Annotated in this window: 18 protein-coding genes; 7 read left to right on the top strand and 11 right to left on the bottom strand. The window is 39.1% G+C overall.

Annotation, left to right across the window (positions count from 1 at the left end; translation table 11 throughout):
- Positions 1-71: 71 nt before the first annotated feature.
- Both argS and A3Q33_RS14220 read left to right on the top strand, forming a co-directional pair.
- On the top strand, positions 72-1811 hold the full coding sequence (gene argS, locus A3Q33_RS14225) for an arginine--tRNA ligase (RefSeq protein ID WP_081180514.1): 1740 nt from the start codon (positions 72-74) through the stop codon (positions 1809-1811).
- Positions 1812-1901: 90 nt separating this feature from the next.
- Positions 1902-2702 carry a TatD family hydrolase gene (locus A3Q33_RS14220; RefSeq protein ID WP_081180513.1) on the top strand — a complete coding sequence of 267 codons (801 nt, stop codon included), beginning with the start codon at positions 1902-1904 and terminating at the stop codon, positions 2700-2702.
- Between the two features lie 11 nt (positions 2703-2713).
- On the opposite strand, the gene A3Q33_RS14215 is transcribed toward A3Q33_RS14220, so the two are convergent.
- A complete protein-coding gene (locus tag A3Q33_RS14215) occupies positions 2714-3316 on the bottom strand; it encodes an AhpA/YtjB family protein (RefSeq protein ID WP_081180512.1) in 603 nt (200 codons plus the stop codon).
- Between the two features lie 107 nt (positions 3317-3423).
- Between A3Q33_RS14215 and serB the strand changes: the two genes are divergently transcribed.
- Positions 3424-4458, top strand: a complete 1035-nt coding sequence (gene serB / locus A3Q33_RS14210; protein ID WP_231295696.1) for a phosphoserine phosphatase SerB — start codon at positions 3424-3426, stop codon at positions 4456-4458.
- 111 nt (positions 4459-4569) lie between these two features.
- Here the strand turns inward: serB and A3Q33_RS14205 are convergent, their stop codons facing one another.
- The 3 genes from A3Q33_RS14205 to A3Q33_RS14195 all read right to left on the bottom strand — a co-directional run bounded on the left by A3Q33_RS14205 (position 4570) and on the right by A3Q33_RS14195 (position 9861).
- Positions 4570-6579 carry a TonB-dependent receptor plug domain-containing protein gene (locus A3Q33_RS14205; RefSeq protein WP_081180511.1) on the bottom strand — a complete coding sequence of 670 codons (2010 nt, stop codon included), beginning with the start codon at positions 6577-6579 and terminating at the stop codon, positions 4570-4572.
- Positions 6580-6672: 93 nt separating this feature from the next.
- The gene (locus A3Q33_RS14200) at positions 6673-7047 is read right to left on the bottom strand and encodes a hypothetical protein (RefSeq protein WP_081180510.1); all 375 of its coding nucleotides are present in this window, start codon (positions 7045-7047) and stop codon (positions 6673-6675) included.
- A gap of 360 nt (positions 7048-7407) precedes the next feature.
- On the bottom strand, positions 7408-9861 hold the full coding sequence (locus A3Q33_RS14195) for a PilZ domain-containing protein (protein ID WP_081180509.1): 2454 nt from the start codon (positions 9859-9861) through the stop codon (positions 7408-7410).
- Positions 9862-10226: 365 nt separating this feature from the next.
- On the opposite strand from A3Q33_RS14195, the gene radA reads away from it, so the two are divergent.
- The gene (gene radA / locus A3Q33_RS14190) at positions 10227-11615 is read left to right on the top strand and encodes a DNA repair protein RadA (protein WP_081180508.1); all 1389 of its coding nucleotides are present in this window, start codon (positions 10227-10229) and stop codon (positions 11613-11615) included.
- Positions 11616-11756: 141 nt separating this feature from the next.
- Here the strand turns inward: radA and A3Q33_RS21075 are convergent, their stop codons facing one another.
- The 4 genes from A3Q33_RS21075 to A3Q33_RS14170 all read right to left on the bottom strand — a co-directional run bounded on the left by A3Q33_RS21075 (position 11757) and on the right by A3Q33_RS14170 (position 13927).
- Entirely contained in the window at positions 11757-11837 is an 81-nt protein-coding gene (locus tag A3Q33_RS21075; protein ID WP_353615530.1) for a type II toxin-antitoxin system RelE family toxin, read from the bottom strand.
- Positions 11838-12005: 168 nt separating this feature from the next.
- Positions 12006-12239, bottom strand: a complete 234-nt coding sequence (locus tag A3Q33_RS14180; RefSeq protein WP_081182629.1) for an RH3 domain-containing protein — start codon at positions 12237-12239, stop codon at positions 12006-12008.
- A 332-nt stretch (positions 12240-12571) separates the two neighbouring features.
- On the bottom strand, positions 12572-12754 hold the full coding sequence (locus tag A3Q33_RS14175) for a DUF4177 domain-containing protein (protein ID WP_155866777.1): 183 nt from the start codon (positions 12752-12754) through the stop codon (positions 12572-12574).
- A 744-nt stretch (positions 12755-13498) separates the two neighbouring features.
- Positions 13499-13927, bottom strand: a complete 429-nt coding sequence (locus tag A3Q33_RS14170) for an Lrp/AsnC family transcriptional regulator (protein WP_081180506.1) — start codon at positions 13925-13927, stop codon at positions 13499-13501.
- A gap of 370 nt (positions 13928-14297) precedes the next feature.
- Here A3Q33_RS14170 and A3Q33_RS14160 point away from each other — a divergent pair, with 370 nt between their 5' ends.
- On the top strand, positions 14298-15311 hold the full coding sequence (locus A3Q33_RS14160) for an arginine N-succinyltransferase (RefSeq protein WP_081180504.1): 1014 nt from the start codon (positions 14298-14300) through the stop codon (positions 15309-15311).
- A gap of 179 nt (positions 15312-15490) precedes the next feature.
- Positions 15491-16840, top strand: a complete 1350-nt coding sequence (locus tag A3Q33_RS14155; protein ID WP_081180503.1) for an NAD(P)/FAD-dependent oxidoreductase — start codon at positions 15491-15493, stop codon at positions 16838-16840.
- 227 nt (positions 16841-17067) lie between these two features.
- Here A3Q33_RS14155 and metH read toward each other — a convergent pair whose 3' ends face one another.
- From metH to A3Q33_RS14140, 3 genes are all read right to left on the bottom strand, one after another.
- Entirely contained in the window at positions 17068-20760 is a 3693-nt protein-coding gene (gene metH / locus A3Q33_RS14150; RefSeq protein ID WP_231295861.1) for a methionine synthase, read from the bottom strand.
- Positions 20761-20812: 52 nt separating this feature from the next.
- Positions 20813-21763 carry a homoserine O-succinyltransferase gene (locus A3Q33_RS14145; RefSeq protein WP_081182627.1) on the bottom strand — a complete coding sequence of 317 codons (951 nt, stop codon included), beginning with the start codon at positions 21761-21763 and terminating at the stop codon, positions 20813-20815.
- A 726-nt stretch (positions 21764-22489) separates the two neighbouring features.
- Positions 22490-23083 carry an HD domain-containing protein gene (locus tag A3Q33_RS14140; RefSeq protein ID WP_081180501.1) on the bottom strand — a complete coding sequence of 198 codons (594 nt, stop codon included), beginning with the start codon at positions 23081-23083 and terminating at the stop codon, positions 22490-22492.
- Positions 23084-23322: 239 nt separating this feature from the next.
- Between A3Q33_RS14140 and A3Q33_RS14135 the strand changes: the two genes are divergently transcribed.
- Positions 23323-23742 carry a hypothetical protein gene (locus A3Q33_RS14135; protein ID WP_081180500.1) on the top strand — a complete coding sequence of 140 codons (420 nt, stop codon included), beginning with the start codon at positions 23323-23325 and terminating at the stop codon, positions 23740-23742.
- The last annotated feature ends 80 nt before the right edge of the window (positions 23743-23822 follow it).

The raw sequence follows: 23822 nt of genomic DNA, 5'->3' as shown, positions 1-23822 counted from the left end.
CCCATCATTAGGCTTATTCATTCAAGTGAACACCACTAGCTTGAACCTAAATTGAATAAGAGTTAAATAAAATGAATATTAGTAACATCCTAAGTGAAAGAGTTAGTGCAGCAATGACAGCAGCAGGTTTACCTGAAGGCACAAACCCTGCAATAAGTTTATCTAACCGTGCAAATTTTGGTGATTACCAAGCCAACGGTGTTATGGGTGCTGCTAAAAAATTAAAAACTAATCCTCGTGAATTGGCAACCAAAGTGGTTGAAGCACTTGACTTAACGGGCATTGCTGAAAAAGTTGAATTAGCAGGTCCTGGTTTTATTAATATTCATTTAGACCAAAACTGGTTAGCAGCACAATTAAACCAAATATCGAACGACAAAAATTTAGGTGTAAACCAGTCAGAAAAACCACAAAACGTTGTGGTTGATTATTCTGCGCCAAACCTAGCGAAAGAAATGCACGTAGGACACTTACGCTCAACCATCATTGGTGATGCTGTGGTTCGTGCGCTTGAGTTTCGTGGTGAGCATGTTATCCGTCAAAATCACATGGGTGATTGGGGCACGCAGTTTGGTATGTTACTCGCACATTTAAGCGATAAATTAGCGTCAGATGAGGTTGCAGAAACTGCTCTTTCTGATTTAGAAAATTTCTATCGTGAAGCAAAAATTCGTTTTGATAACGAAGACGGCTTTGCTGACCGTGCCCGCGATTATGTGGTTAAACTGCAAAGTGGCGACGCAGATTGCGCAATCCTATGGCAACAGTTTATTGATATTTCAATTAGCCACAGTGAAGACATTTATAAAAAACTTAATGTCACACTAGCGCGTAAAGACATTATGGGTGAAAGTGCTTATAACGATGATTTATCAAACGTGATAGATGAATTAATGGCACAAAAAATAGCGGTAGAAGATCAAGGCGCTAAAGTTGTTTTTATTAACGAAATGGCTAATAAAGATGGCGACCCATCAGTATTTATCGTGCAAAAATCAGGTGGCGGTTACTTATACGCAACAACGGATCTTTCTGCATGTCGCTACCGTGTTGGCGAACTCAAAGCCGACCGAATTATTATTTTTACTGACGCTCGTCAAGCTTTGCATTTTAAGCAAGTTGAAATCGTTGCCCGCAAAGCCGGTTTCTTACCGGACCACGTTGGTTATGATCATTGCCCATTTGGCATGATGATGGGAGACGATGGTAAGCCTTTTAAAACCCGTACCGGTGGCACCATTAAACTCGCCGAATTACTTGATGAAGCCGTGGTTAGAGCAAAAGTTGTTATCGCCGAAAAAAATCCTGATTATTCAGAAGCGCATTTAACTGAAATTGCTGAAAAAGTAGGTATTGGCGCGGTTAAATTTGCCGATTTATCAAAAAACCGTACCAGCGATTATATTTTCAGCTGGAAAACAATGCTCAGTTTTGAAGGCGCTACAGCACCATACTTACAATATGCTTATTCGCGTATTAAAAGTATTTTCACTAAAGCAGACTTTTCAGTCAACGATAGTATGCCGACCATTGTGATTGTAGAACCACAAGAAAAAGCGTTAGCGCTTAAATTATTACAATTAGAAAATGTTATCGACTCTGTCATTAGCGAGTGTACGCCAAACTTGCTGTGTAATTACCTATATGAGCTTGCCAGCCTTTACATGAGTTTTTACGAAGCATGTCCGATATTAAAAGATGAAATTTCAAACGACGTTAAGCAGTCACGATTAGCTCTTAGCTTCATCATTGCCAATACCCTTAAGCAAGGCTTAGACATTTTGGGTATCGACGTAATGGAACGTATGTAAAAAAAGCGGCTACTCGATATTGTTCATGCTCATAAAATAAGTGTGAACAATTTAAAGACCGTAGCTAATGTGAAATCAAGGAGGCGCAATATGTTAAGTTACACCGACAGTCATTGCCACCTTGATTTTGACGCCTTTAGTGCCGATTTACCTCACCTGTTAAAGCAATGCCAGCAAGCGCATATTCACAAAATTGTTATCCCTAGTATTGGTCCTAAAAACTGGCAAAAAGTACTCACACTCGCTAAAAAATACAACAGTGAACAATTAAGCCTGCATCCGTGTTTAGGTATTCATCCTTGGTTTCTTAATGATTTAACTAGCGATAGCCTGAGTCTTTTAGCGAATTTGGTAGAGCGTAATATCGATGATATTGTTGCGATTGGAGAGGCTGGAATTGATGGCGTTATCGATAAAGAACAAAATAATTTGTCGCTGCAAATTCATGTTTTTGAACAACAGCTTAACTTAGCAAAAACCTTCAACTTGCCCATTATTGTTCATCACCGTAGATCACATCAACATATTGAACGCATGCTTCGAGAGAAACAGCTAACTCAAGGTGGAATTATCCACGCTTTTTCAGGTAGTTACCAACAAGCTTGTCAGTATATTGATTTAGGTTTTAAATTAGGTATCGGCGGTACTATTACTTACCCGAGAGCAGAGAAAACAATTAAGGCTATAAAGCGGTTACCATTGGCAAGCTTAGTATTAGAAACCGATGCGCCTGCAATGCCGTTGTGTGGTTTTCAGGGCTTAGATAACTCACCACTGCAGTTAATCAATGTGTTTCAAGCACTTGATAACATTCGCAGTGAATCAACCGAAGAACTAGCCCATGCGCTTGAAGCTAATATAAGCGCTGTTTTACCCAAATTAGCTGATTAAATATCACCGAGCTATCGAGTTGGGGGTCTAAATCCTTGGCGGCTGAAGCGATTTAAGCCACGCGTTAAGAGAAAACCAATAACACCCGCCACTATCATCAATATGCGCATAATATCATATTGAGAACGGCTGTTTTCTGCCAGTTCGTCAGCCAACATCGAACGATGAAGCGATAATCGAATATACCCGTATAACTTGTCACTACGAAGTTCTTGCACGAAAGGAAAAACATCACCCGTTTGGTTTATTTTTCTAATGCTAATACCAAAAAGATCATTAATCGACTCTGCTTGCTCAGAACTTGCCATTGCTTGCCCTGTAATACCATATATATGGACACTTTTCACTAATGGCTGCTGAACTAAGGTATCGGTATATTGTTGTAACTGGTTTGGTTTTTGCGCTAAATAAGGCATAGCGCTTGTTGCTGCTTGTGCCAAGTAAAGCTTACCAATTTTATTGGCATGATCTTGAATATGCATTTGTTGAGTGTCGCGACTAGTCACCCAAAAATCCATCAATAAAACAATCAACAAAATAGCTATAGCTAATTGCAATATTTTATTATAAATCGACGATAATTTAGGGTATAAAGGCTGTTCTATTTGCTTCATCAAACGATTTGCTTCCTACATTTTTATAACTACAGTATAGAACTAAATTTAAATATTTTATACTAGGATAATCGTTTAAAAGCGTGTTTTTCAAATAAGGTATGACCGTGACAAACCAAAATAAATCTTTTCCTTTGAAGGATATTCAGTACTTAAATTTAGCACAATGGTTACCTGTCGACTCAACCACTAACAATATGGCTATTAATTTTGATCAAGCACAGCAAGCCTTAGTTTTAAGTGAACAGGATAATGCGACAGCCCCAAGTAATGTTTCAGACACAATCGAGCTTGTTGTTTTTGGTGATATCAAAATAGCCACCTTAGTAAATTTACTCAGTGAGTGCGAAATTAGTTTGCTCTGCCTGCATAAAATTAATCAGCGAAATAATGCTATTAGCTATCGATTAGGTGTAAAAGTAATCGATATTAAACAAGCCAGAGATCGCTTGTCGACATTCAATATTGCCGAAAAAATTGAATCCGCTTTATTAGTCGATGCGCCAACTCTTTCAGCACCCGGCTTGCTAGTAATGGATATGGACTCAACCACCATAAAAATTGAATGTATTGATGAAATAGCTGCACTTGCTGGTGTGGGCGAAGAAGTATCAGCAGTAACTGAACTAGCCATGCAAGGACAACTAGATTTTAGCCAAAGTTTGCATCAACGAGTTGCTAAATTGCAAAATGCCCCTGAAGAAATATTAGCGCAAGTTGCGAAAAACATACCGCTAATGGAAGGGTTAGAAACCTTAGTAACTGCGTTGAAAAAACATCAATGGCGCGTGGCAATTGCCTCAGGTGGTTTTACTTATTTTGCTGATCATTTAAAACAAATGTTGTCACTAGACGCCGCGGTAGCTAACGTTTTAGAAATCACTGAACATAAACTAACGGGAAAGGTTTTAGGTGATGTAATTGACGCACAAGCAAAGGCTGTTTGTTTACAGCAATTACAAAGTGAATTTGATATTGCGCCAACACAAACGGTTGCCATGGGCGATGGTGCTAACGATTTGGTAATGATGGCCGCTGCACACTTAGGTGTTGCCTTTCATGCAAAACCTTTAGTGCTAGCTCAAGCAGATGCTTGTATCACTAAATCTGGCCTAGATTGTTTATTACATTGGCTTAAATAGAAAAAATGGGGCAGCTACTTACTGTAGCTGCCCCTAAAGCTTTACGCGCTGGCTTGACTGCCCTAATTAAATTGTTCAGGAACTAAATGTTGAACCTGAACAATGATATTTTTAACCGCCAAATTGAAAACGAAAACCAGCATTAACGGTAAAACCATCGTTTCTTGACCAAATATTGGTTGTCCATCTACCGCTAGGCGCTTGTTCAGGCAACAACAAAGGATCTTCTTTAGTTTGTCGCACATTAAGCAAATTTTCAGCATTAACAAAGAAGCTAACTTGTCCTATAGTTATTTGACCTAACAACCCTAAGTGCCAATAAGCTTTGCTACGATCGCGGTATGGGTTGTTCTCAAGTTGTTGTGTTCCGGTATAGTAAGCTTCAAATCCTAGTAAATGGCTACCGTGCTCTTCCCACATAACAACAAGGCCGGCAGAATGCTGGGGCGTAAGTGCTAAAGGTACTCGATTAAAACCAGAATCACTTTCTTTAGTGGCGTCTGTATATAAATAACTGCCGGTAAACTTAATATCTTGCCAGCGATAACGCAGTAATAATTCAGCACCCTTTATTTCACTTTCGCCTAGCGCATTTACAATACGAACTTGTTTACCAAAAGCTTGGTCAGCACCGCTAATAACGTCTAATTCAGTAACATTATCAATAGTTGAAGAAAATAACGTTAAGCTCGTTTCTACGCTGTCGAACACGTAGCTAATATCTATAGAAGCAGTAGTCGCTTGCTCTTCTTCAAGGTTTTCTAGAGGCTCAAGGCGAGATAAGCCTGTTTCATCAAGATCTTCAATAAATGGGCTAGGTGCGAAAAAACCTTGTCCAAATGCGCCCCTGAAGGTCCAGTTTTCTGGGCTATACAATACTGAAATACGTGGGCTAACTTGTGTACCATATTCACTGTGCCAGTCAGTACGTGCGCTTAGCGACAATGAAACAACATCACTTGCTTCATAATCAAGTTGAGAAAACAGTCCAGGTACTTGATAAGAGTAATCAAACTCAGAAAAAGTTTCCGAGGCGAACTTTTCAGACTGAAGCGCTAAGCCAACTAACCACGCCGTTTTATCAGAATATCCCGACAAGCTCGTCTCGATCAGATAACTTTCGTGACTATCGTCTTCTAGCACAGCACCAAACTCATGTTCATGGTCTTGATTCATTGCTGAGCCACGAAGATTTAAATTTAAAACGTCACCTAAGGGTTGATCATAGATAAAGCCAAGATCCGTTCTAAGAGTATTTTGTGTTAATGGAAATTCATTGCCATCGCTAACAGTAGCGCCATCTAATGTGCCACCAACTCTTTGTTCTTTCATTGCCCCCAATGTAAGGTAAAAGTTTGCACCACTGTCGTCTTGCCAATAAAACCGAGGGCGAACACTGCCTCTTTCATAGCCAGCTAAATCGATCCAGCCATCGTCATCTAAGTCTTGCTCTTCTTGATGATGAATTCCTGTAGTTACCGATGCGCTTAAGTTATCTGTAAATGGAGATGCAAAGTACGAAGTAATATCTTGACCGTTTTTTGAGGTCGCATTGACTAACACTTCACCTTCATACTCATTCGAAGGCGTTCGCGAGATCAAGTTTATTACCCCACCCAGCGCAGAGCCACCATAAAGTGAAGAAGCTGAGCCTTTAATTATTTCTACATTTGCAAGGTCTGTAGGGGGAATTTGTAACAAGCCAATTGAAGCAGTTTGGCCGCCATATAAAGGTAAACCATCACTTAACAGTTGTGTATAACGACCATACAACCCTTGCAATCGAATGTTAGCACTACCTAACGCTGGCGAAGTGGTTTGTACTCTAACACCTCCCGTTTCAGCCACTAACATAGAGATATTACCCGGGCGCATTAGGGCTTTTTCTTGTATTTCTTCACCGTTAATAATCTCGGTACGTGTTGCCGACTCAGTAACAATACGACCTAAACGAGAAGCGCTTACTTGAATTCGTTCAATCTTCTCCTCTTTGTGCTCATGATGTGTTGGCTTTTCTTGGTGGTCGTGATCATGCTTATCTTCGTTGCTATTTTCATTCGCGCAGGCAAACGCAGGAATTAACAGTAGAACTACTGGCGTTATTAATGACTTTTTAAACATTTTTACCTCAGGTATTACTTGGTAGTTAATCAGCACAGTAGTGTCAATTAACTTAAAGAGTTATAGGTTACATATATATTTCTGGTGTAGTACTTAAGAGATAAAAATTGGAGGGCGATAGAGTAAAGTAGAAAAGGCTTTTGGTTGTTCTGTTTTTAGCAAACCAGCAGTTTCATTTAAAGTGTCAACCTTAGTTGCATCAACTTCAGTGCCAACATTCATGAAGGAAGAACACGCATTAGCAACACAAGTACAATCAAGATCACAACATTCAATGCCACAGCAATCTTCTAAGCTATCGGGAACATTTTTCTCTGACCCGTTGTACTTTAATTGCTCACTTGAGTTCGCAGAAATAGAGTTCTCTGATGTTTCGCAAGACATAGCGCTATTAAAAGCGATTGCTTGCCCAATAAAGGCAATAAGCATAAACGCGATAACGAAGACTCTTGAAGCTGCTTTAAACATAAAAAACTCTAAATACAATGGAAGCTATATTATAAGAGTTTATTCTTGCTATGTGAATATTTCTGCACAAGTTTATTTTAGTTTCTGTTAAATTTTGGCTATAAACTGCATAGCAAATAGTTGACCAGGAGATTAGTCAGTGAATTAGTATGACTGTATAATTTCTGGTTATTGCGTCTAACTATTCAGGAGGGAATTTAATGTCTGCACCCAAAAAGATGCACGGGTTCGATTTCATTATTTATCAGCTAAGCTGATTGACTTAGCTGATAAATAATCAAATAAAATTAAACCTATAGTATATTTTTTACTTTAATTTTTTCAGTTATCTGGGTTATTAAAATACCGAGTAATTTTACTTTAGTTTTTACGCATTAAACGATAACGAAAAATCACTTCTTGGGTAATATCAAAAATTTGCGCAATACCTGCAACGCTCCATATTTCTTGTTCAATTTGTTTACCGCGATGAATGGCGTAAGAACTAATATAGCTAAGTTCTGGATTCAGGTGATTCATATCAGGTCCTGCAGCACGTGATAGCTTCATCAACACACAGAAAAATTGACCGTTTTTCAATGCTTGATGAATAAAAGATTGCTTTAATTCTTCACTGTCTAACTCTGCCGACAGCTTTATGGTTACGGCTTTATCTACCCTGTCGACGCTAGGGTTAATCGCGATATAAAGCACTTTAGAACTTGCTGTTTCTGTGTTCTGCATTTTCTTTAACTTAACCGTTAAGTTATTCATGAAATCTGCATGCCCCAATATTGGGTATAAGTTGTAATAAGATTTACGATCACTTAATTGCGCCATTTCGGCCATTAACTTACCACTAGGGTCGCCACTTGCAATAACATCCGACTTATAACGGCTTCCACTTGTTTGCACAACAAGTGTCGGTAACTTGGAACTGGCACTGTAAATATTCCTCAGCGCTTTAGCTAAGCCAGGATTAGACTGAGCATATTCGTCTGAAGTTAATTTATGACGGTTTTTATCAATCAATGCTTTAAAAAACTTACGACCTATATGTTGATGTTTTTCAATATAAACTCTTAAATTAACGATAGTTTTAGTGCGATTAACTCGTATTACCTCATAGGGTAAGCCAGTTAAGTCGAACACCGATGTTATTTGTTGCAGCTTGGGCAAACCTAAATGAACAATGTCACCGGCTACCAAGGTTGTCGCTTTATCTAATACAATTTTTAAACCAGACGTCGAGAAATTAAGTGAAGATCCTGACGAAATAACATTATCAATTTTAATATTAGCCGGGGTCTTATAGGTAAAGCGTAATTCTTGTCGCTGATTTCTATAGTTTATGCCAACTTCATCAACACTGAACGGTTTACTTAAACGTTTATGACCAAATCTTTTTAATTTAACCGTATTAATTCCTTCATAAGACAACGCCTTATAAGCATGCAGCATTTCATCCTGCGTAATATCACTTACCACAACAATATAAGGTATTTTAGCTAATAATGTCTTAACCTCATCAGATACAGGGGCATTTAAATATTCATTTTTCTGAGTGATACTATTAGATAAAGTAAAGTGAGATTCGGCGCAGCTTGTATCTACATCCAACAAGCTTAATTGAGAAACCGAAAAATGCGCTTTTGACGCAGAAAATCCCAAAAATTGCTGCATAAATTCAGGATCATCACTCAGCTGTATTTCATCTGCAGTATAAAAATATGACTTACCTTTGCTTTTATGAATAAAGCTAAAAACTAATAATGATTTCCCAGATAAAGCTAACTTTTTAAGTCGAATAATTCGCTCTTGCGATATTAAACAATATAGCGTTGAATAGTGATTTTCATCCTGCCAGTACTGGTAAATATCTTGGTTATTATTACAAGTTAGCGCATATTTCGGGGTTAAAACCTTGTCGTTTCTTTCAATAAAAACAGGTAATTCATTGGACTTTGGCATAACAAACTGTTCAAAACTGCGTGTTTGTAAAGCGCTAATGGTATTGTCTAAGTTGATTTTATAACGTCGTTTATTGCTGTGAATAAAACTAATAAGGTATTTTGAAAAACTATCAGAGTTCGATAGATCTTCGGTAACTCTTTTCACGCCGACCAATTGCATGTTATCTAAAATGGTGACATTTTTAACTTCGTATATTAAGTCGCTATCATCAGTTAATTGGTACTGTTCTTCTAAACCCGTAAAGCGCAGCGTTATTTTTTGCCCTATTTTAATAGTGCTTAAATCATTAATTCTGAATTTACAGCCATTAATACTTATATCTGAAGTTGAACATTCGAATGCACGCTCATCAACTAGCGAAATTTTAATTGGGATAACAAAATTCATCCGCTCTTCAGCACGATCATTATAAATGCCAAAGCGGAAAAATTGCGCCGGAAACTGAGATTTTTCAAATATTTTGCTGGTGTCATCAGGTAGGCTTTTAGTGACCTTACTTTTCTCTTTTTGATAAATAACTCGAAAGTTATTTTCAGTATTCATTACAGCTTCGTAAACGCCGATGGTATAGCCGCCATATCGCGAAAAAATCTCAGTGAAAACCACGCTGGCAATTCTATCTAAAAAATGAATTCTTTCTTCATGTTCAAAAGCTTTGCATTCGCCGTCCACATGTCCTCGTAAATCAATCAATCGACTACAAGGTGCTGCTAGTCGTTTTAATTCCATTTTTAACAGGAAGCTTTCAGTCTTCGTCATGCTTTTTGTGACAGCATTAAACCTAGCTTCAAAGTCACTATTTGGGACTTGGCCACTAAATTCATCAATAATTTTTTGATATTTTGAAAAATCTTTATTCATTTACGCTTCAATATCTTTACAATAAAGAAAACTACTTATCGTGTTTTGCGCTAGTATATGTGGCTTGTTATAAAATTAACACTACATGGCTAAGCACTACTTTGAAAAGTAACCCATTTATATTTAACTGTTTTTAAAGCAATAACCATACCTGTTAAATGACTTTAAAGGTAGAAAAGCTAAAAACCTTCATTTGAAACAATAAAACTTACACAGCATTATTTAAGTAGCTGATTATAAATATAAAAATATAGATAAACAATTTCCCTGACAAACAACTTTAAATATATATTAATCTGATGTTTTGTCATAATTTTGACTAATAGTAATTGGTTAAAATATTAATTTTAGAAATAGGCAGCCAAATGGCAAAGTTAGCAAAAATAGAATTCGTTTGTACCGACTGCGGTATGAACTACCCTCGTTGGCAAGGCCAATGCAGATGTGGCGCATGGAATACCTTAGCTGAAATGAAAATTTCTCCTAATCAAAGTAAAAGTGCCACTAAAAGTCGTACCTCATCAGGTGGTTATGCTGGCGGTACGGGCGGCGGTTCTAAAAAAATTAATGAAGTTGAAACTACTGAAGCTGAAAAACAGCTAACCGGCATAGGCGAGCTTGACCGTGTATTGTGTGGCGGTGTTACTACAGGCTCAGTCAACATTATTTCAGGCGATCCGGGGGCGGGTAAAACCACCCTGCTTTCGGATTTAGTTTCCCGTATGTCACAATTAATGCCGTCACTTTACTGTACCGCAGAAGAATCACTTTCGCAGTTCAAAAACAGGGTGCAACGCTTAAAGCTTGATTATAACCCTGACGAATTGTATTTATTGTCTGAAACCAGTGTTGAAGCCATTATTGAAGAATTAGAGCAAAAGAAAATCAAGTTTGCCGTTATCGACTCTATTCAGGCAGTAGTTACAGAAAATGCCAATGGCAGCCCAGGCTCGCCTTCACAAGTAAAAGGCGCGGCGCAGGCATTAACGCAATACTGTAAACAAAATAACGTTACTATGTTTTTAATTGCTCATGTAAATAAAAACAACGAAATTGCGGGGCCACAAACCTTAGTACACATTGTCGATGCGCTATTGCATATTGACACCAACGACGGCCAAATACGCACCCTAAGAGCCAATAAAAACCGCTTTGGTGATATTGATACTGTCGGTATTTTTAAAATGTGTGAACGCGGTATGCTCAGTGTTGATAACCCCAGTGAAATATTTTTATCGGGATCAAGTACTGAATCTCCGGGCTCTGCCATTACGTGCATTCGCAAAGGTAACAGGAATTTATTGCTCGAAATTCAGTGTTTAACCACAGAAACTGAAGCAGAGTTTCCACAGCGTGTTTGTGTTGGCTTGAATATGAACCGTATTAAGATGTTAACCGGTATTTTGCGTAAACACACCAAAACTAAAATTTATCATGATACCTTTTTCAATATTATTGGTGGCTTAAAAATAGACGAGTCAGAAACCTGTATTGATCTAGCCTTAGTCACCGCCCTTTTAAGCAGCTTAAATGAATTTGTTATTCCAAGAACCACCTGCATTATGGGTGAATTAAGTTTAAATGGTGATGTGCGCCCTATCGACAGCGGCGTACCACGAGTAAAAGAAGCAGCGCAGCATGGCTTTACCGAGATATTTATTCCATTTCGTAATTACCATAAATCAATGGAAGGCTTAGGGGCTAAAATTACCGCGGTTAAAACCATTCATGAATTGATTGAGTTGATTAAATAGAGCATTGATAGGTGAGTGGCTGATAGCTGAGTGGATGATAGCTGAGTGAAAAATTTTATCTCTCAGCGCCACTGGATTGTCTCTAGCATTTTCAGGAACTTCAACGAACCTGACCCCGTAAAAATACTGCTGGCTACCTGATCAACTACTTTTATATACATGAGATTTGTGGGCAACCTTTACTACATTAATAACAAGAACATCATCTTTTATTTCATACACGATTCGATACAAGCCCTGCCGAATTCTGTAATGTTCTTGACCCTAAAGTTTTATACAACCTTCGCCCCTGGGGTTTTCAGCTAATGTAACTATTTTACTTAGAATTTTTTTATATCGTTTTTAGGAATAATCCGTAAATCTTTAGTCACTGATTTTTTAAACGTAATTCTATATTTTTCCATGTGACTTCAAATCATTTAGTAATGCTTCATATGAAAGATCAGGCTCATTAACTCTTGCCGATACAGCAGCTAAATCTTCTTGGTCTTCACGCATTAATAAACGAACAGCTTCATCTATCAACTCTGAAACGGATAAGTGGGCGGAGGCCGCACGAATTTTCAAAGCTTGATGTATTTCAGGCTCAAAATAAACAGTAGAACGTTTTGATAAATTACTCATGATAATGTCCCCATCAAACATTAAATAACACTATGACATTACAACGTTATAATGTCATTAGATATCAAGGAGCAATATCACCCACGATTAAGTTGGAGGGGGTCCTCGTTAATTCCATTAGCATTTAACTAATAGGAATTTCAACTAACCTGACCCCGCAGGTACCAATTTAGGAATGTGCAGCGTCAATTGAGTCATAGTAAGATTTAATGCTGCTACCCTCATTAGTATAAGGTATTGAGGCAAGTTCTTGCCTGAGCGTTATTCAAGAATTAGTCCCCCTATTGCAAGATACAAGGCCTGACCCGTTTAATTGTTATATGCCAAGTACGCTAGTCAGATAACTCGATCATTAAGGTATATGAAATAACAGCACCAAATATAGTCGTATTAGGTATTATAGATTTTATCACCCAACCATCTTTATTTAGCGCTGAAATTTTAGTATTGAGTGAATTAATATCAACTTTGCTAGACCAAAAGTTTTTACTTTTAAATTCGATTATTTTTTGCAATTGAGCATCCTTTCTAATTTTATAACCAAACATCTAATGGTATAAAACAGCGTATTAGACAGATCAGATCCCACTTTAAATCAACAAGACAGTCCGACTAATGAATATTTATTCAAATCAATATACATAACCAATCTTTTATATTCAATATGTTATTATCAACCATTGAATAACCCGATGTAGAAAGCGGGAAACGCACGGTAACTGTATATAAACAGAGCACCCTAAAAAGCAATGGGGTCAGGTCTTGTATTTTGCCTATGCGACAACGTTCACAACACAAAACCGAGCATAGCTTATAAAAATGCCTCGGTTAAGACGAAGCAGCTTACTTTCAAAGCTAAATCAAGCCATTACATTCAATATACGGCTTAAGGGCAAAAGATAAGACCTGACCCAATGGTATGTGCATTTTATGAGTGACAAGCGTAACTGTTTTATGCAAAATATAGCGGACATTCATGGCGTTTCCTGGTTGTATTTGTTTGGCGATAGATCTGATCACTAAACGTCATGAATGTTCCCTGATTTTTAAATTATTTTATTGATTTTTATCGTTTATTTGTGGAGATAGGTCAGACCCTGCCCCCCTTTGATATTCTTTTGAAGCTTTAGCCCCTAGATCGATTAAGGCACAAAAAATTAACAAAAAATTTTAATTACAACTTAATAAAGAGCGAATAAAAATATGTAAAACCGACCTTAAAGAGCTTGAATTTTTTTAGCTTCAGCCACTTCTATGCTTTAATCAGAATATCTAGTCGCCAGTATTATCGAAGAATTAGTACGTAATACACCATCAATTGTGGCAATCTTATGTAGAATATCATCGAGTTTTTCTGAGGTTTTCGTTTTGATCACGGCGATAAGATCATATTCCCCATTGACTGAGTGAACCTCTGTAATATCCAGGGTTTTTAATAAAGTCGCTCTGACTTGCAATGATTTGTCTTGTTGGGTCGCAATGGAAACGTGTGCTGAAATAAAGTTATTCAGATAACTTTTTCCTAATTCCAAACTATAACCCTTAATAACGCCAATTCGCTCAAGTTTCTCAATTCGGACATGTACGGTCGCCCGTGAAAGATTAAGTTCTCGGGCAATATCTGAAATGCTGGCCCGAACATCTTTCTTTAAGACCGTAAGAAGTTTCTCTTCCGCTTCAGTGATCATAGTAATACCTCAATAACTTTTGCTATATAAGTGTGACGTTTTGTAAAAAATAATACATTAAATTGACTGTTATGCTACTTAAATTTGACAGGTGTTTAAAAGATAATGGCAACCATCATTCAACAACAAGATCTGTTATGTCGAGCCTTAGTGAAATACAACATGCACTATATGATCAGGTAGTACTGCAGAGTTATGCTCCTACTCATGTTAAACGAGTTAAAGATAAAGCGACTCGGAATAGGAACCAGCATGAAATCGTATTAGTTAGTTTTACCAAGAAAATAACCTTGGATAAGCACCGACATTGTCATTCGGATTTACTTGACGCAATAAATGGGCAAAGCAAACAAGTAGCTAGGGTGATGTCATGATCATTATTCGTCCTATCACACTAGATGACTTTGACGCTTTGCATCAGATAGCCATTGACTCCGGCAATGGTTTTACCTCCTTTCCTGATGATAGGCGAGTGCTCAAAGAGCGGATTAAACATTCGCTGCAATCATTTGATGCCAAGATCACTGAGCCAGGTCAGCAGGGTTACCTGTTTGTAATGCAAGATACATCTAACGGAGAAGTTGTCGGTACGAGTGGCATTGAGGCCTCAGTCGGTGTAACAACGCCCCTATATCACCACCGCATTGAGCAGTGTGTGCATAACTCTGATCATCTGAAACTTCGCAAAGAGCACCAGACGTTAACCCTGTGTACAGATTTAGCCGCAAGCACCGAGATTTGCTCTTTATATCTAAAAAACAGTCACAGAGTTAACGGCAACGGCCGTGCCCTGTCTCGTTTTCGCTTTATGTTTATGGCTAATCACAAACAGCGATTCTCCACGAAAATAATGGCAGAAATGCGTGGTTATGGTGACGAGAACAATCAATCGCCGTTTTGGTCTTGGTTTGAGCAGCACTTTTGCAACATTAGTTTTGCACTCTCAAATCACTATATTGGTATAGGCGATATGAGATTTGCCAGTGAGCTAATGCCTAAGTGTCCCTTGTATATCAGCCTGATGTCGAAGAGTGCACGAGATGCCATAAATCAGGTACATCCGGACACGCTGCCCGCGCTGGCTTTGTTAGAAAAAGAAGGCTTTACATCCGGTGACTATATAGGGGTCAATGATGCCGGTCCCGCGGTTATATGCGCGCTAGAGAAGATCAGAACCGTGATGGTCAGTGAAACAAAACGCGTGAAAATTTCCAGTGTCGAACCCAACCAAAAGAAATATATAGCCTGTAACCACAAACTTTCCGGCTTTAGGGCTGGACAAATTAACCTGGTCTTATCCAGAGAATATGTGCTGATCACTGCCGAGGTGGCGCATGCCTTAGATGTCATCGACGGCGACTGGGTAACACTGGTTGAGAATTAATTAGCAGTTATCAGGTCGCCTGATTATCAATGCATCCAGAGTCAAGCTATCTGTTGCATACAGGTAGTTTGTCTACAAGATTGATGGCCGTTGCAGTAGCTAAAATATTTAGCTGCATCAACAATTACTGTGCGGTATAAGTTCGATTAATATAAAGATATTATAAATAAGGATAAGAAATGTACGATCCCTTACATGATAAATCGCCAGGTTGCGATGAAAAATACCCTGACAGCTACTGGGCAGATGTCGCTGGTACCCCACCCGAGCATGACGGCCAGCTCGATCGCGATATAGAGGTAGATGTTGCAATTGTGGGGGCTGGTTACACCGGTTTGTCCTGTGCGCTGCATCTGGCGCGTGAGCATGGCATTAAAGCCACTGTGTTAGAGGCAAACCAAACCGCTTGGGGCGCCAGTGGTCGCAATGGTGGATTTGTTTTAAAATCCTCGGGCAGAAAACCCTACGCTACCATGCAAAAGCAATGGGGTGAGGAAGTCATGCGCGGCATTTATCAAGAGATGTGTGAAGGCGTAGACACGGTTAAAAGCTTGATCGCTGAAGGCATAGACTGCGATCAGCAAGACCCTGGCTATATTCGGGTTGCCCATAAACCTAGCATGTTTAAAGACCTGATATCGGCAGCAAAATTACAGCAGAAAATGTTTGGTTATGATGTACAGATATTATCCAGACAAGACTTACATCAACAATATATGGCCGATCAAAATGCCCATGGTGCAATACGTTATCAAGATGGTTTTGGTATCAATCCACTAAAATTAGCCTGGGGTTATCAACGGCTAGCACGCCAAGCAGGGGTGAAAATCCATTGCGCAACGCCAGTTGAAAGCTGGCACGAACAAGGTCAAAACGAGAAAACGCTACAGGTGTTACATACCCCGAATGGTATCGTGAAAGCAAAAAAAGTTGTTATCGCCACCAACGGTTATACACCCAATGGCTTTCACGGTTTAGTCAAAAACAGAACCTTACCGGTATTATCTCAAATCATAGTAACCCAACCTTTATCCCCACAGCAGCTAGAAGCTTGTAATTTTTTAACCAGCAATGTCATCATGGATACACGGGCATTGAAATACTATTACCGTAAACTGCCGGATAATAGGATCCTGTTTGGAGGCCGCGGTGCTATTACCGGTAAAGGGGCGGAAGCTCCCTATTTTTCAGAGCGTTTGCTGAAGGTCTTAAAAACCAACTTCCCTGCATTAGAAAATATTAACTATGATTATACTTGGTCAGGTTGGCTGAGCATGGCGCTTGATGATTTACCACATATATATCAAAATGAGCAACAAAACGTATTCTATTCCATGGGTTATTGTGGCGCCGGTGTGTCATTTTCAGTGCAGGCAGGTAAACGCCTCGCACAAAAAGTGGCGGGTCTGGATACGCCCAATTTACCCCTGTATCAAAAGGCCTTGCCTAAATTTCCTTTTGCGCCCTTTCGGCGTGTTGGCCAGTGGGGCTTTTTCCAATATGGAAAAGTCAAAGATACCTGGTTTTAGGGGCTAAGCAATAGCAAGTTGAAAACTGATTTGAGCCACTTACTATAAGGAATGTCAACATGACATGGTTTAATGGATTCACACACCCCAGTTAAGAGATAATAGACTTAATTGGAAAACAAAAAGTGATATAACCGATTAAGTTATATCACTTTTATGCTTTTAAGCTTCTATCGAACGAGTTTACTACACCGACCTATTTACACAATAACGTTATAAGATATAACTTACGAAGGCTCATAATCCAAATTAGCCGACAACCAACGTTCAGCCTGTGGCATAGTCATTTCTTTACGGGCGGCATAACTTTCTACTTGGTCTTGCGCCAGTTTTGCTACGGCAAAATATTTAGAATCTGGGTGGGCAAAATACCAACCACTGACCGCTGCGCCCGGCCACATGGCAAAGCTTGAGGTTAATTCCATACCAATGTTTTCGTCAACCTTAAGTAGTTCCCACAACAAGCCCTTTTCTGTGTGTTCTGGACAAGCAGGATAGCCTGGTGCAGGTCTAATACCTTGGTATTTTTCACGAATTAAATCGTCATTCGGTAAATCTTCTTCTGGTGCATAGCCCCAATAGTCTTTACGAATTTGTTCATGTAAATACTCGGCACTGGCTTCGGCTAATCTATCGGCAACGGCTTTAATTAAAATGCTGTTGTAATCATCATGATCCGCGTCAAAAGCTTTTACTAACGCTTCAACGCCGAAACCGGCTGAAACTGCAAAGGCACCGACATAGTCGTCAACACCTGAAGCTTTATCAGCAACGTAATCGGCTAAACATCGGTTATATTGTCCGCTAGGCTTTTTACTTTGCTGGCGTAACTGGTGCAGTTTCATTAATGGCTCAGTGCGCGTTTCATCAGTATAAAGCTGCAAATCGTCTTGCTCGCGATTGGCTGGAAATAAACCAAAAACGGCTTTTGCGGTTAATTTTTTATTGTTGATCACGTCATCTAGCATGGCGTTGGCATCATTAAACAACTTAGTGGCTTCTACGCCTACCACTTCATGTTTAAGAATTAACGGGTATTTACCCGATAACTGCCAGGTCATGAAGAATGGCGTCCAATCAATATAGTTTCTAACGATGTTTAGGTCGATATTATCTAATACGGTTACGCCTAGTTTATTTGGCACCTTTGGTGTGTAGTTATCAAAGTTAATCGGCACAGCATTGGCGCGCGCGTCTTTTAATGAGATTAAACTCGAGCGTGGGCCTTTTTTATAATGACGCTCGCGCACTTTAACGTATTCAGCATTTTGGCGCTCAACAAAGGCAGCTCTATTTTCATCTGAAAGTAACGTACTTACCACTGAAACTGAGCGAGAAGCATTAGGTACATACACAACAGGATGCTCATATTGCGGCTCAATTTTTACCGCTGTATGCGCTTTAGAGGTCGTCGCACCACCAATCAATAACGGTAGGTCGAAGTCTAGTCGCTTCATTTCTTTGGCAACATGTACCATTTCATCTAACGATGGCGTGATTAAACCCGATAAACCAATAATATCGACTTTTTCTTCGCGGGCTACACGTAAAATATCGTCACACGACACCATAACGCCCAAGTCGATAATCTCGTAATTATTACACTGCAATACTACGCCAACGATATTCTTACCAATGTCATGCACATCGCCTTTTACTGTGGCCAGCAGTATTTTACCGTTAGATTTGATCTCGGTTTTTTCCGCCTCAATATAAGGGTTTAAATGCGCTACGGCTTGTTTCATTACCCGCGCTGATTTAACTACTTGTGGTAAAAACATTTCGCCAGCACCAAATAAGTCACCAACGACATTCATGCCGTCCATTAACGGCCCTTCAATAACATCTAAAGGTCGTTTAGCGACTAATCTAGCGGCTTCAGTATCTTCAATAATGAATTCGTTAATACCTTTTACCAGTGAGTATTCTAGGCGTTTATTAACTTCTAATTCTCGCCATGAAAGATCGGCTTTACTACTTTGGCTGCCGGCTTGGCCACGAAATTCTTGTGCTATATCAAGAAGGCGTTCAGTTGCACCGTCATCAGAGTTTTGAATAACATCTTCAACCGCTAAACGCAGGTTATCAGGAATGTCTGAATAAATGGCTAACTGACCTGCGTTAACGATACCCATGTCCATACCATTTTTTATCGCATGGTAGAGAAACACCGCATGAATCGCTTCACGTACCGGATTATTACCACGGAATGAAAACGACACATTAGAGACACCACCAGAAATCATAGCATGTGGTAGGTTTTTCTTAATATCGCCTACCGCATCAATAAAATCACGCGCATAGTTGTTATGCTCTTCAATACCGGTAGCAACGGCGAAAATATTTGGATCGAAAATAATATCTTCTGCAGGAAAGCCAATTTCGTGCACCAAAATTTGATAGGCACGCTTACAAATTTCATATTTACGTTCGCGCGTGTCGGCTTGGCCTTTTTCATCAAACGCCATAATAATAACCGCAGCGCCGTAACGGCGTAACAATTCGGCTTGTTCGCGAAAGTTGTCTTCGCCCTCTTTTAAACTAATAGAGTTAACAACGCCTTTACCTTGAATACATTTTAAGCCTGCTTCTAAAATATCCCATTTAGACGAGTCGAGCATAATAGGCACTTTGGCGATATCTGGCTCGCCAGCAATTAAGTTTAAATAACGCACCATAGCGGCTTGCGAGTCCAACATGCCTTCATCCATGTTGATATCAATGATCTGTGCGCCGTTTTCAACTTGCTGCAAAGCCACCGCAATAGCTTGGTCGTAGTTTTCATCAGTTATTAAGCGTTTAAAAACAGCCGAGCCGGTTACATTGGTACGTTCACCGACGTTAACAAATAAACTGTCTTCTTTAATAGTAAGTGCTTCTAAGCCAGATAATCGACAAGCAATTTCTTTCGGCTTAATTTCTCGTGGTGCAATATTAGCCACGGCATCAGCCATGCCTTTAATATGATCTGGCGTGGTGCCACAACAGCCACCAATAATATTTAAAAAGCCTGCTTTACCCCACTCTTCAATATGCTTGTCCATTTCTTCAACGCTAAAATCATAGCCACCAAAAGCATTTGGTAAACCGGCATTAGGGTGAGCAGAAACAGCCACGTCTGAAATACGGCTTAACTCTGCAACATATTGGCGTAATTCAACTGGGCCTAAGGCACAGTTTAAACCCACTGAAATTGGCTTAGCATGGCGTAACGAGTTGTAAAAGGCTTCGGTTGTTTGGCCTGATAACGTACGTCCTGAGGCGTCGGTAATCGTGCCTGAAATCATTACTGGGAAACGTTCACCACGGTTTTCAAAAACCGTTTCTACGGCAAATATAGCCGCTTTAGCATTTAGCGTATCAAATATGGTTTCAATTAAAATAATGTCACTGCCGCCATCAAGCAAGGCGTTAGTAGATTCAATATAAGCGTCTTTTAGTTCATCAAAAGTGACATTACGATACGCAGGATCGTTAACATCAGGCGATATTGAACAAGTACGGTTTGTTGGCCCTAAAACACCCGCTACAAAGCGTGGTTTATCAGGGTTTTTCGCAGTAAACTCATCGGCTACTTCACGGGCAATTTGCGCTGCGGCTAGATTAATAGCTGCGCTGTAATCTTCCATGTCGTAATCGGCCATGGCGATAGTGGTGGCATTAAAGGTGTTGGTTTCAAGAATATCTGCGCCAGCAACTAAATACTCACGGTGAATCGCTTTAATAACGTCAGGCTGCGTTAGCACCAACATGTCGTTGTTGCCTTTAACATCGCTATGCCAGTCAGAAAATTGTTCGCCGCGATAGTCTTGCTCTTCAAACTTATACGCTTGGATCATGGTGCCCATAGCGCCATCTAAAATTAAAATACGCTTATCTAACTGCGCTTGTAAAAGGCCATAAGAAGCAGATTTCAGCACTGGAGTCCTTGATTGAGAGTTTGATTGATAGTTTGACTGAGAATTTGATTGCTTAGACACGAGATTTCCCTGGGTGAATTGCTTTAATATGGTTTGCATCTAATTGATACGGCGTAATTTGATAAACGTAATAGTTTAACCAGTTGGTGTAAAGTAAACTGCCATGGCTGCGCCACATGTTTATCGCTTCTTTTTCTGGGTCATCATCGGTAAAGTAATTGTTAGGTATTGTAACATCGCCCCCGGCCGCAATATCTCGAAAGTATTCTTCGCTGAGTGTGCTTGCGTCGTATTCTGGGTGACCTGTTAAATAAACTTGCTGTTTATTTTTACTTGCTGCTAAATAAACCCCAGCAACATCAGATTCGGCCAATATTTCAATATGCTCAAGTGACAGATAATCAGCCTTGTCGATATAGCCATAACGAGAGTGCGGCACACTAAAGATTTCATCGAATCCGCGAGTAAGCTGTTCATCAGGCTTTAAACAACGGTGGTGATATACACCTGATAGCTTTTGCTTACGTAAGTGTCGCTTTAAACCATAATGATGATAAAGCGCAGCATGGGCGGCCCAACAAGAAAACATGGTTGAGGTAACGTTTTGCTCAGCCCAGTCAAACACCTCACAAATTTTATCCCAAAAAGTGACTTGTTGATAATCTAATAACGCTAGCGGCGCACCTGTAATAAGCAAACCATCGTATTGTTTATGTTTAATATCATCGAACAAGCGATAGAAATTGTCTAAGTGCGCTTGCGGTGTATTTTTAGATACGTTGGCATGTATACGAACAAATTCAACATTAATTTGCAGTGGCGTATTCGCCAACATACGCAAAATTTGTACTTCGGTTTCAATTTTATTAGGCATTAGGTTAAGAATTGCCACTTCCATAGGGCGAATTTCTTGATCCGCGGCGCGGCGTTCAGACATCACGAAAATATTTTCTTGGTCTAAAATCGTTAATGCGGGTAATTCATTGGGAATTTTTATGGGCATATTGCTAACCTAATATCGGGTAATTAATTAACTTGGTATCTGTATATAATAAAGCTGAAAAACACTATTGATCTTTACAATTTTTATCTCAGTATAATGTGACTTGGATTTCTAGCTATGTCAACCTCTAAACGTATAGACGTCTAAAGTATTTTGACACGTTTAGATGAAAATAATGAGTTTTAAACGAAATAAACTCATGTAACTGCTATAAATCCCCCGAAATAGGCGCACTCCTGCTGCAAAATGATCGGCTTAAGCATGGTAGTCCTTTCATCTTTGAGCAAACTAACTAATCGAGTAATACCGATTTGATTAATAGTATTAAGAAGAATATATGGCATTACTCGAAAATTTTATTAAAGCCATGCGGGCATAAGTTGTGAAGCTATTTTTGTTGATTAGAGGTGGGAGCTAAGAAGTAAGTTAACCATAAAAGCTTAGTTTTATTTTCGTTTTCGTTTTCGTTTTCGTTTTCGTTTTCAATATATAAAGCCTGAGTGCACTCATTAAATTGAGCAAAACCCACAGCTTATATTCATAAATTTAAAAGATAATCACATTTAAATTAGGTAGTCGGTTTATACATCGTAGTTGGTTTGTTAACCAAAAAAACATATTCCGATAGTAAATTAGATAGTAAATTAGATAGTGAGTTAGATAGTGAGTTAGATAGTATAAATTTTAGTAGCTTACACATATTAGCAAGCTACTAAGGCGTTGAGATTAATCGTTGCGAAGCCACCCTTTTTGTACGGCAAATTCAATTTGAGCTGCAACATAGCTCCATAACTTGGGCGCTAACCCATCCAGTAAGTTGTTACGAGCAATAACGTCTGACTTACTCACGTTATGCTTAACCCAGCTACCACCGTCATTTTTCATATTTTGCAATAATGGTAATACCCGATCCATTGCTTTAGCAAATTTAGCATCGTTTGTTTCGGCTGCTTCAAACTCTGTCCACAACGTTAACATTTCTTGATATTGCGCTTTAGGCAACAATCCAAATATTCGATTTGCGGCCTCAAGCTCTTTCGCTTCTTGTGCGTCAAGTTCGGCTTTTGCTGCAAATGCGAAGGTATCACCAGCATCAATTTCTACTATGTCATGAATCAGTAACATGGTGGTGACACGCGCAACATTTACAGGCTCTGCGGCGTAGACATGAAGCGTTTGAGCCATCATGGCAATATGCCAACTATGCTCGGCACTATTTTCCCGTCTATTGTTATCCGATTTTACCATCACCTGCCGATATACGGCTTTGAGGCGGTCTAACTCTAAAATAAAATCTAATTGCTGTTCCAAGTTTTGCATTACTACTCCTATTAAAAAGCTAATTTGGTGATTTTTACTTGCGATATAAATTGATATGGGGGCTAACCGCAATAACTCCACCCTTAACACGGTGAATGTTGAAAGGAGTCATCAAAAGTGCAAAATATATTAATTAAATAAGCTCACACATATTTATTTTATTTAAAGTCACCACTGGCTATTGAAAAATAAAATAAAGACCTAACATTAAGCTTATTAATGGTAAAAAGCTTAAGTACATGTGGCGTTATATAACAATATTATTGGTGTTATTTCTCTTAGCTCAAAATGCTAATGCCTCCTCATACTCAAAATTTAACCAAAATAACTTTGCACAACATAATGATATTACGCAGCTAGATCAAAAAGCCCATACAACGTTCGATGTTCAGCATTCGCAAGATTTATTTACCTTGCCTCGCATTAATAGTATTAGTCCGGCAACTTTCTCTGTAGAAGCGCAAACGGCACCAATTTATGTACTCGTGATTGAATTTTTTCAAACTAATAATAGTGAAAGAGAATTTAGAAATTTAGCACCACCCGTAAAATTAAATAACTGGTTTGAACAATTAAATCATCAAGGAGCTTCATCTCGTATTTCCGGCTGGAAAGACGGTAACTTTTTATACAACGCTAGAACCACCTACCACAGTTAGTTCATCAAAAATGTACAAGTAATATGCTCTTTTTGGCGTTATTACTGACACAAAATCGACTATTTTCCTTTTTAGAACCT

It is taken from the genome of Colwellia sp. PAMC 21821, from assembly GCF_002077175.1.
Taxonomy (GTDB): domain Bacteria; phylum Pseudomonadota; class Gammaproteobacteria; order Enterobacterales; family Alteromonadaceae; genus Cognaticolwellia.
Note: the sequence above shows the minus strand (reverse complement) of the source record. Positions and strands in the feature narration are given on the sequence as shown.

Bases quoted from the DNA above. Each gene is read 5' to 3' on its own strand.
- argS (WP_081180514.1), top strand. From the start codon at position 72: ATGAATATTAGTAACATCCTAAGTGAAAGAGTTAGTGCAGCAATGACA.
- A3Q33_RS14220 (WP_081180513.1), top strand. From the start codon at position 1,902: ATGTTAAGTTACACCGACAGTCATTGCCACCTTGATTTTGACGCCTTT.
- A3Q33_RS14215 (WP_081180512.1), bottom strand. From the start codon at position 3,316: ATGAAGCAAATAGAACAGCCTTTATACCCTAAATTATCGTCGATTTAT.
- A3Q33_RS14205 (WP_081180511.1), bottom strand. From the start codon at position 6,579: ATGTTTAAAAAGTCATTAATAACGCCAGTAGTTCTACTGTTAATTCCT.
- A3Q33_RS14200 (WP_081180510.1), bottom strand. From the start codon at position 7,047: ATGTTTAAAGCAGCTTCAAGAGTCTTCGTTATCGCGTTTATGCTTATT.
- A3Q33_RS14195 (WP_081180509.1), bottom strand. From the start codon at position 9,861: ATGAATAAAGATTTTTCAAAATATCAAAAAATTATTGATGAATTTAGT.
- radA (WP_081180508.1), top strand. From the start codon at position 10,227: ATGGCAAAGTTAGCAAAAATAGAATTCGTTTGTACCGACTGCGGTATG.
- A3Q33_RS14180 (WP_081182629.1), bottom strand. From the start codon at position 12,239: ATGAGTAATTTATCAAAACGTTCTACTGTTTATTTTGAGCCTGAAATA.
- A3Q33_RS14170 (WP_081180506.1), bottom strand. From the start codon at position 13,927: ATGATCACTGAAGCGGAAGAGAAACTTCTTACGGTCTTAAAGAAAGAT.
- A3Q33_RS14160 (WP_081180504.1), top strand. From the start codon at position 14,298: ATGATCATTATTCGTCCTATCACACTAGATGACTTTGACGCTTTGCAT.
- A3Q33_RS14155 (WP_081180503.1), top strand. From the start codon at position 15,491: ATGTACGATCCCTTACATGATAAATCGCCAGGTTGCGATGAAAAATAC.
- A3Q33_RS14145 (WP_081182627.1), bottom strand. From the start codon at position 21,763: ATGCCCATAAAAATTCCCAATGAATTACCCGCATTAACGATTTTAGAC.
- A3Q33_RS14140 (WP_081180501.1), bottom strand. From the start codon at position 23,083: ATGCAAAACTTGGAACAGCAATTAGATTTTATTTTAGAGTTAGACCGC.
- A3Q33_RS14135 (WP_081180500.1), top strand. From the start codon at position 23,323: ATGTGGCGTTATATAACAATATTATTGGTGTTATTTCTCTTAGCTCAA.